The sequence below is a fragment of the Flintibacter sp. genome, from assembly GCF_046973065.1.
Genome location: NZ_JBKVXZ010000010.1, coordinates 68,063 through 74,250, shown reverse-complemented (window position 1 = coordinate 74,250; position 6,188 = coordinate 68,063). Strand labels below are relative to the sequence as shown.

Genomic DNA, 6,188 nt, shown 5'->3' with positions numbered 1-6,188 from the left:
CATCTGCGCTTCCTCTGCGGCGAAGTATGACGCGGATCTTTTCCAGCAGCACCGGCATGGAGAACGGCTTGGTCACATAGTCGTCAATGTCCATACCGAAGCCCTTGAGCTGCTGGTCCTCGCCATCCAGAGCAGTCAGCATGATGATCGGGACCTGGGACTGCTGGCGGATCAGCTCACAGACGCCGAAGCCGTCGATCCTGGGCAGCATCAGATCCAACAAGATCAGGTCAAAGGGCTGAGCACGAAATAGGGAAAGGGCAGCCACGCCGTCCCCGGCCACGGCAGTTTCATAGCCCGCATCCTCCAGATAGGTCCTCAGAAGTTCTTGTATATCCAGTTCGTCCTCAACAATTAGAATGTGTTTCATCCATCATCACCTGTTCCAAGTGTATCATGGAATTGTGAATTTATTGTGGAGATTTCTGAAAGATGCAGGCATTCAGAGATCTTCTGCCAGGAAATGCGTTTGCTGACCACTGTATATAATGCCCTGTTGACACCTCTATGTACAAGGACGTCAGCAGGGTCCATCATATAGGCTGAGGCCTATTCTGCCGCCGTGTCGTGCTGCAGAAGGTGCCGGACAGCCAGAAGGGTGAACACCACTGTGTAAACAAAAGCGGAGAGCAGGAAGGCCGCAAAGTTTAACCCCATCGTCGGGTTATTGGCCCGCATCCCGATGCAGAGCAGAGAATACGGGAAGGCGTACCCGAACCCCTGGGCCGTGACCATCAGCCCAGCGATACCGCCCACCAGCCCAAAGGCCACCGGCGGAGCAAAAGCCCGGATGATGAGGCTGAAATAGAGCTGTACCGCGCACACCGACACGCCGCCCAGGGCCCCGCACAGAAGCCACTCCGGCAGTTCCGGCGGGATGGGACCGGTAAGACCCACCAGCTTGCCGCTGATGATAAACAGCACCTCGATCCAGGCCTGGGAGAGCAGGGAGATGACTGCGGCCCAGATCAGCTTGGCAAGGCACAGATCTCCCACCGGCACCGGCGCGGTGAGAAAACTGTTCCAGTTGTGGTCCGCGTGCTCCAGCCGCCATTGCCAGGCGCAAAACACACCCAAAAGGGCCGGCAGGAAAAACATAGAGGAGAACAGAGTATGCTGGCTCCACAGGCTGTACCAGGCGTCGCTCAGCACCGAAAGGTTTCCCAGATAGTTGAAGGTCCCCAGGAAAGCGGGGAACAGGGGCAGCACTACAAAGGCCAGCCATACCGGCGACCGGCGGAACTTGACCAGTTCCGCTCTCAGACAACGCAGCAACATCCCTCATACCTCCTTCCGTACGAACAAGGCACGGCCCACCAACAGGAATACCGCCGCCCACAGGCACAGGAGCGCCAGGTCCATGGGCTGGGGCCACTGCCAGAAGAACTGGGTAAAGCGAGTGGCCGGGTCCCATTCCATCCGGACCAGGGAGAGCAAACCGTAGTAGCCCCAAGGGACACAGCGGACCAGGGCAGGCGGAAACAGCATAGACATGGTCCCCACAAAGCTGCCGAAGATACCAGCCACCAGAGCGACTGCCTGATTTTGAAAGCGCAGGGACAGCCCCTGCTGCAAGGCATAGACCATCATGGACACTGCCCAGGAGATAGCCGTAAAAATAGCGAACCGCCCCCAGGGGATCGCACCGTGGAAATCGGCTGCCACCCCCATAACTGCGAAGGCCCCAGTACGGACGATCAGCAGGGCGGCCAGCACCAGCGCGCCCCAGGCTAGTTTAGCCCCGTAAAGCCGTCCCGGCGTCACCATCGTCTCCAGCAGCTTGAGGGAGGCGCCTTTGTGCTCCAGCTCGCAGTTTCGGCTGGAGATGGTAGCTACGCTGATAGGCAGGATGATGGCGTCGATGAGGGCCAGGTTGTAGAAGAGCAGCATCCACCCCTGGATCAGGTCCTCGGCATCCTGCCGGGTGAGATACATACCAAACCACAGCAGCTCCGCCGCCAGCACGGCGGCGCACACCAGCAGGATCTTCCGCCGCCGGCACTTGAAAAACTCCAGTTTCAGCAGTTTCACAGGCTCGCCGCCTTTCCCGTCAGCTCCAGGAAGATGTCCTCCAGACTCCTCTGCCGCTCCTCCAGCCGAATGACGCCCAAGCGCTGCCCGGCCAGCAGGCGGGTGAGCTGGGCGGCGATCTCATCAGAGAGGATAGGGAGGATGAGGTGGCCATCCTCCTCCTGGCAGGGCACAGACTTCTCCTGAAGGATGGCCCGGGCCACTGCGTTGTTGGTGGTCCGCAGGGCCAGATGGTGGCGACTGCGGCCATGGAGGGCCTCCAGCGTGTCCTGAAACACCAACTCCCCCTCTCGGATAATGGCCACATGGTCAGCCATCTGGTCGATCTCACTCAACAGGTGGCTGGATACCACCACTGTCATGCCGAACCGCTCCGGCAGGGAGCAGATCAGCTCCCGCATCTCCTGAATGCCCGCCGGGTCCAGACCATTGGTTGGTTCGTCCAGGATCAGCAGCTTGGGATAGCCCAGCAGTGCCGCTGCCAGGCCCAGCCGCTGCTTCATACCCAGGGAGTAGTGGGCCACTTTCTTGCCCCGCTGGCCGTCCAGCCGGACGATTTGCAGTACCTCCCGAATGTTTTTCTCCGGTATGCCCCGGAGGCTCTGGACGATCCGCAGATTCTCCTCCCCGGTGAGGTGCCCGTAGTAGCTGGGGCTTTCGATCAGACTCCCCACCTGCCGGAGTACGGCAAGGCGGTTTCCACCCTCCATTTTCTTCCCCAACACCTGAATATCCCCCGCTGTGGGGCGTACCAAGCCCAGGATCATTTTCAGGGTGGTGGACTTCCCCGCCCCATTGGGGCCGAGAAAGCCGTAGACGCTGCCCTCGGGTACATCCAGATCCAGATGGGCCACCCGCAGGGTATTTCCATACTGCTTGCACAGGTCGTGTGTCTCAATGATGTTCATGGCAAGACCTCCTTCTTACACTCCCAAAGATAGCACCCCTGCCTTACGCCCCGATGAAGCCTACCTTACGTTTACCTTACTTCTTCGGCTGGGGCTGGACGGATGGACAGGATTTGCTATAATGAGGAAAAGAATGATAAAGGAGGCCGCAGTATGGCCTATCGTATTTTGATCGTGGACGATGAGATCGCCCTGCAGAATATGGTGAAGGAGATCTTGATCCAGGCTGGTTATGAAACAGCGCCTGCCCTGTCCTGCGCGCAGGCGCTGGAGCAGTTCCGGGCTATCCAGCCGGACGCGGTGCTGCTGGATGTGAACCTGCCGGACGGAGATGGCTTCTCCCTGTTTGGGAAGCTCCGGGAGGGACGGGACGTGCCGGTGCTGTTCCTCTCTGCCCGGGATGAGGACGCCGACCGGCTCCAGGGGCTGGGTCTGGGGGCGGATGACTATATCACCAAGCCCTTTCTTCCCCAGGAGCTATTGCTCCGCCTGAATGCCGTGCTCCGGCGGGTCTATCGGGAAACACCAGACACCGGCCGCTTGGGGGATGTGGAGATCGACTGGGGCAAGAGCAACCTCCGCCGCTGCGGCGTGGAGACTGCCCTCACCGCCAAGGAATTCACGCTGCTGAAAAAGCTGTGGGACGCCAGAGGGAACATCGTTACCATCGACGCCCTGTGCGCCGCCCTGTGGGATGGCCCGCTGGTGGGTTATGAGAACACCCTGATGGTTCACATCCGGCGCCTGCGGGAGAAGATCGAGGCAGACCCTTCCCACCCGAAATATCTGCTGACGGTGCGGGGGCTGGGTTATCGCCTGAATCAGGAGGGGACGAAATGAGCCTGCGGAGCTTTTTCAAAGGGGCCATACTTGTAACCGCCTCGGCGGCTCTGATCGCCTTCATCACCTTGGCGGGTATCCTGGCCTTTACCTTCTACCACTCCGATGGCGGACGAAGCTGGGATGTCTCAGTACGCAAGACCTCTGATGCCCTCGCATGGGACGGGACAGACTACACTTTCACTGGGGAGGCGCTGCTGGCGGACGGCAGCTGGGCTATGCTTCTGGACGAAAGTGGGCGGGTGATCTGGTCCCTCCGCAAGCCCTCCGATGTGCCGGAGCAGTACACCCTCACAGATGTAGCCTCCTTCACCCGGTGGTACTTGAATGATTACCCGGTACAGTGCTGGGTACGGGAGGATGGATTACTGGTGGTGGGTGCGCCCAAGGGGAGTATGTGGAAGCACGATATGGCGATGAACAGCTCCACCCTCACGCAGATGCCGCTATGGTTTGGCGGCATCTTCCTGTTGGCCCTTGGCTGTGTGCTGCTGCTGTCCTATACCGTGGTACGCAGGTGGTTTCGGCAGGCCCAGCAGGTGCGTGACGCCGCCCGCTCCGACTGGATCAACGGCGTGTCCCACGACATCCGCACCCCGCTCTCTATGGTCATGGGCTACGCCGCCCAGATGGAGGAGGCGTCAGACCTGCCCCCGGCGCGCCGAAGGCAGGCGGGGATCATACGGACCCAAAGCCAGGTGATCCGGGATCTGGTGAATGACCTGAACCTGACGATGCGACTGGACTGCGCCATGCAGGCGCTTCGGAAGGAGCCTCTCCAGATTGAAGCGTTCCTCCGCCAGACCGCCGCCGACTTCCTCAACGGCGGCATGGGAGAGGGCTGCAATTTCGAGATAAATCTGCCGGCGGAGCCCCTGCCCGTGATCGAAGCCGATCCCTTCCTGCTCCGCCGGGCACTAAACAATCTGCTGAGCAACTGTGTGCGGCATAACACCTCAGGCTACCCCATCTGCCTAGGAGCCAGAGCCGAGGAGAAAGCAGTCGTTCTCTTTGTGGAAGGCGGTGTAGGAGAGGTTGCTCCGGTAACGACGGAGCCAACCGGCCAGCTGGAAGCGGATGGCGGTGCTGCTCACGGTACGGGCCTCAAGTTGGTGCGCCAGATCGCCGCGGCCCACGACGGGACAGTGCAGTTTGGGAATGGGACTTCACAAAGCCTCTGCGTCAGCATTCTCCTTCCCATTCGCTGAAAGAAGGCGGACAGGCAGCAAAATCATTGCCTTATGCGCCATTTTGATCATATCAGCCATTTCTAAGGGAACGATAAGTCTATTGCGATATACTTTGGCGGCCGGCTCAGCGAAGCCGGCCGCCTCAATCACAGATATGGACAACAACTCCTGTCCGCAGAAACTTGGCTGTTTCATTTTGCTTTCCGCCCTCCGTCGTTCTCCATCTTCGATGCAATTTCATAAGGACATGGGTATAATCTGCTGAACGACGGCTTTTTTCCTTTGCCGTCGTCTGGCAGATAACATTGCTTCTTTCAATTCAGACACATTTCAGAAAAGACAAATCTTCCATTTGCTTAAATATTATGAAGATTTCCCGCTTTACTCCATGCTCAACTCACCCTTTTTTAGCCGAAACACCACGTCCGCTTGTCTTGCCAGCTCGTTTGAGTGGGTGACGACTACCACGCACTTTTTCATCTGATGTGCGCTTTCTTTCAGGATTTCCGTAATATCCCCAGCCGTGTCCTCGTCCAGATTGCCCGTAGGCTCGTCCGCCAAAATCACCGGGGCCTCACTTGCCAGTGCCCTTGCAATGGCTACACGTTGTTGCTGTCCACCAGAGAGTTTCAGTACGTTCCGTTTTATTTCTTCCTTTGTCAGTCCCAGCCGTTCCAGAAACGGGAGTGCCTGTTTTTTGGAGATCAATCGGACATTCTCTTGCGGGGTCATATAATCAATCAGGTTGTAGTTCTGAAAGATAAAGGAAACATTCTTTTTCCTGTGGGCTGCTAATCCGGCCTGTGCAACATCTTTCCCCTCAAATAAGATATTTCCGCTTGTTGGGCTGTCCAGACCGCCTAGCAGGGAAAGGAGTGTTGTTTTGCCGCACCCGGACGGGCCGAGAATGGCATACATCTTTCCGGCCTCCATCTGGGCATCGATCCCATTCAATACCATCATCTTTTTGTCATAAGAATATGTCAGGCTACGCAGTTCCAAAATCCCCATAGCGGCACCTCCTATTCACTTTCGGGTACAAATTCATAATCAAAACCATAGTCCTTTACTTTATCCGGCACCTCGTAATCTATGATGGGCGCACCGGATTGCTCCTGTGCCTTGTCCTCCTTGTCCTCTTTTGGGGTACACCCTGTAAATAACAGTCCAACAAGAAAGAGGGCAGAAAACATTTTCCATACTTTTTTCATATCGTTAC

At 57.7% G+C, this 6,188-nt stretch carries 8 protein-coding genes; 2 read left to right on the top strand and 6 right to left on the bottom strand.

The window, feature by feature from the left end; translation table 11 throughout:
- The 4 genes from ACLTXB_RS06025 to ACLTXB_RS06010 all read right to left on the bottom strand — a co-directional run.
- Nucleotides 1–370 (bottom strand): response regulator transcription factor (locus tag ACLTXB_RS06025; protein WP_428226387.1); only part of this gene is annotated, 370 nt, incomplete at its 3' end.
- A 179-nt stretch (nucleotides 371–549) separates the two neighbouring features.
- Nucleotides 550–1,278, bottom strand: coding sequence for an ABC transporter permease (locus ACLTXB_RS06020; protein WP_428226386.1), 729 nt, complete (start codon nucleotides 1,276–1,278; stop codon nucleotides 550–552).
- A gap of 3 nt (nucleotides 1,279–1,281) precedes the next feature.
- The gene (locus ACLTXB_RS06015) at nucleotides 1,282–2,031 is read right to left on the bottom strand and encodes an ABC transporter permease (RefSeq protein WP_428226385.1); all 750 of its coding nucleotides are present in this window, start codon (nucleotides 2,029–2,031) and stop codon (nucleotides 1,282–1,284) included.
- Entirely contained in the window at nucleotides 2,028–2,939 is a 912-nt protein-coding gene (locus tag ACLTXB_RS06010; protein ID WP_428226384.1) for an ATP-binding cassette domain-containing protein, read from the bottom strand. Before ACLTXB_RS06010 ends, ACLTXB_RS06015 begins: the two co-directional genes overlap by 4 nt.
- A gap of 153 nt (nucleotides 2,940–3,092) precedes the next feature.
- Here ACLTXB_RS06010 and ACLTXB_RS06005 point away from each other — a divergent pair, with 153 nt between their 5' ends.
- Both ACLTXB_RS06005 and ACLTXB_RS06000 read left to right on the top strand, forming a co-directional pair.
- On the top strand, nucleotides 3,093–3,779 hold the full coding sequence (locus ACLTXB_RS06005; protein WP_428226383.1) for a response regulator transcription factor: 687 nt from the start codon (nucleotides 3,093–3,095) through the stop codon (nucleotides 3,777–3,779).
- Nucleotides 3,776–4,987: a sensor histidine kinase gene (locus ACLTXB_RS06000; protein ID WP_428226382.1), complete on the top strand. Its 1,212-nt coding sequence runs from the start codon at nucleotides 3,776–3,778 to the stop codon at nucleotides 4,985–4,987. The genes ACLTXB_RS06005 and ACLTXB_RS06000 overlap by 4 nt, the downstream gene beginning before the upstream one ends.
- Before the next feature lie 363 nt (nucleotides 4,988–5,350).
- Here ACLTXB_RS06000 and ACLTXB_RS05995 read toward each other — a convergent pair whose 3' ends face one another.
- Both ACLTXB_RS05995 and ACLTXB_RS05990 read right to left on the bottom strand, forming a co-directional pair.
- Nucleotides 5,351–5,980 (bottom strand): ATP-binding cassette domain-containing protein, encoded by a 630-nt coding sequence (locus tag ACLTXB_RS05995; protein WP_428226381.1) that lies wholly within the window; start codon nucleotides 5,978–5,980, stop codon nucleotides 5,351–5,353.
- An 11-nt stretch (nucleotides 5,981–5,991) separates the two neighbouring features.
- Nucleotides 5,992–6,180, bottom strand: coding sequence for a hypothetical protein (locus ACLTXB_RS05990; RefSeq protein ID WP_428226380.1), 189 nt, complete (start codon nucleotides 6,178–6,180; stop codon nucleotides 5,992–5,994).
- Nucleotides 6,181–6,188 lie beyond the last annotated feature (8 nt).